Genomic DNA, 2,812 nt, shown 5'->3' with positions numbered 1-2,812 from the left:
GGTCTTCGCGAAGACCCTTGAGCAGTCCGAGGGACGCCCCGAGTGGGTGTTCTACGAGGGCCCGCCCACCGCCAACGGCATGCCCGGCGCCCACCACATCGAGGCCCGCGTCTTCAAGGACGTGTTCCCCCGCTTCCGGACCATGCGCGGCTACCACGTGGCCCGCAAGGCCGGCTGGGACTGCCACGGCCTGCCGGTCGAGCTCGCCGTCGAGAAGGAGCTCGGCTTCTCCGGCAAGAAGGACATCGAGGAATACGGCATCGCGGAGTTCAACGCGAAGTGCCGCGAGTCCGTGACCCGTCACACCGACGCCTTCGCCGAGCTCACGACCCGCATGGGCTACTGGGTCGACCTCGACGACGCGTACCGGACCATGGACCCCTCGTACATCGAGTCGGTCTGGTGGTCGCTCAAGCAGATCTTCGACAAGGACCTCCTGGTCCAGGACCACCGCGTCGCCCCCTGGTGCCCCCGCTGCGGCACCGGCCTCTCCGACCACGAGCTGGCGCAGGGCTACGAGACGGTCGTCGACCCCTCGGTCTACGTCCGCTTCCCGCTGACCTCCGGCCCGCTCGCCGGCAAGGCGGCGCTCCTGGTCTGGACGACGACCCCGTGGACCCTGGTGTCCAACACGGCGGTCGCCGCCCACCCCGAGGTGACCTACGTGGTCGCCACGGACGGCGACGAGAAGCTGGTCGTCGCGGAGCCGCTCCTGGAGAAGGCGCTCGGCGAGGGCTGGGTGACCACGGGCGAGTCCTTCACGGGCAAGGACATGGAGCGCTGGACCTACCAGCGCCCCTTCGAGCTGGTGGAGTTCCCCGAGCCGGCCCACTACGTCGTCAACGCCGAGTACGTCACGACCGAGGACGGTACGGGTCTGGTCCACCAGTCCCCCGCCTTCGGTGAGGACGACCTCAAGGTCTGCAAGGCGTACGGCCTGCCGGTCGTGAACCCGGTCCGCCCCGACGGCACCTTCGAGGAGGACGTGCCGCTGGTCGGCGGCGTCTTCTTCAAGAAGGCCGACGAGGCGCTCACCGCCGACCTGGACGCGCGCGGCCTGCTCTTCAAGCACATCGCGTACGAGCACAGCTACCCGCACTGCTGGCGCTGCCACACGGCCCTGCTCTACTACGCGCAGCCGTCCTGGTACATCCGTACGACCGCGGTCAAGGACCGCATGCTCCAGGAGAACGAGAAGACCAACTGGTTCCCGGAGTCGGTCAAGCACGGCCGCTTCGGCGACTGGCTGACGAACAACGTCGACTGGGCGCTCTCCCGGAACCGCTACTGGGGCACCCCGCTGCCGATCTGGCGCTGCGAGGACGACCACCTGACCTGCGTGGGCTCGCGCGCCGAGCTCACGGAGCTGACGGGCACCGACCAGTCGGAGCTCGACCCGCACCGCCCGTACATCGACGCGGTCACGTTCCCGTGCCCGAGCTGTTCGAAGACCGCCACCCGCGTGCCGGAGGTCATCGACGCCTGGTACGACTCGGGCTCGATGCCGTTCGCGCAGTACGGCTACCCGTACCGGAACAAGGAGCTGTTCGAGAGCCGCTACCCGGCGCAGTTCATCTCCGAGGCCATCGACCAGACCCGCGGCTGGTTCTACACGCTGATGGCGGTCGGCACCCTGGTCTTCGACAAGTCGTCCTACGAGAACGTGGTCTGCCTCGGCCACATCCTCGCCGAGGACGGCCGCAAGATGTCCAAGCACCTGGGCAACATCCTCCAGCCGATCCCGCTGATGGACCAGCACGGCGCCGACGCGGTCCGCTGGTTCATGGCGGCCGGCGGCTCCCCGTGGGCGGCGCGGCGCGTGGGCCACGGCACGATCCAGGAGGTCGTCCGCAAGACCCTCCTCACGTACTGGAACACGGTCGCCTTCCAGGCCCTGTACGCCCGTACGTCCGGCTGGGCGCCGAGCGCGGCGGACCCGGCGCCGGCCGACCGCACGGTCCTGGACCGCTGGCTCCTGAGCGAGCTGAACACGCTGGTCGCCGAGACGACCGAGGCGATGGAGTCGTACGACACCCAGCGCACCGGCAAGCTGATCTCGGCCTTCGTCGACGACCTCTCCAACTGGTACGTGCGCCGCTCGCGCCGCCGCTTCTGGCAGGGCGACGCCTCCGCGCTGCGCACGCTCCACGACGTCATCGAGACGGTCACCCGCCTGATGGCCCCGCTGACCCCGTTCATCACCGAGCGGGTCTGGCAGGACCTGGTGGCGCCGGTGACGCCGGACGCCCCGGAGTCGGTCCACCTGGCCACCTGGCCGGAGGCGGACGCCACGCTGATCGACGGCACCCTCTCGGAGCAGATGCTCCTGGTCCGCCGCCTGGTCGAACTCGGCCGCGCCACCCGCGCCGAGTCCGGCGTCAAGACCCGCCAGCCGCTGTCCCGCGCGCTGGTCGCGGCGACGGGCTTCGCGGCGCTGTCGCCGGAGCTCCAGGCCCAGATCACGGAAGAGCTGAACGTCTCGTCGCTGGCGTCCCTGTCGGAGGTGGGCGGCTCGCTCGTCGACACGACGGCCAAGGCGAACTTCCGGGCCCTGGGCAAGCGCTTCGGCAAGGGCGTCCAGGACGTGGCGAAGGCGGTGGCGGCGGCCGACGCGGCGGCCCTGTCGCTGGCCCTGCGCTCCGGCGAGGCGACGCTCTCGGTGAACGGCGAGGAGATCACCGTCACGCCGGAGGAGATCATCATCACGGAGACCCCCCGCGAGGGCTGGTCGGTCGCCTCGGACTCGGGCGCGACGGTCGCCCTGGACCTGGAGATCACCCCGGAGCTCCGTCGCGCCCGAGTCCGAGGCGAC

The 2,812-nt window shown here is 70.3% G+C and carries 1 protein-coding gene; it reads left to right on the top strand.

Translation table 11 applies throughout. From position 1 onward, the window contains the following. The coding region (gene ileS / locus CCN56_RS36860; RefSeq protein WP_107484284.1) for an isoleucine--tRNA ligase at positions 1–2,812 on the top strand (2,812 nt) is incomplete at both ends.

Source organism: Streptomyces sp. NRRL B-24572 (genome assembly GCF_002156145.1).
GTDB lineage: Bacteria > Actinomycetota > Actinomycetes > Streptomycetales > Streptomycetaceae > Streptomyces > Streptomyces vietnamensis.
The sequence above is the reverse complement of the archived record's forward strand: the minus strand, read 5'-3'. Positions and strand labels throughout refer to the sequence as shown.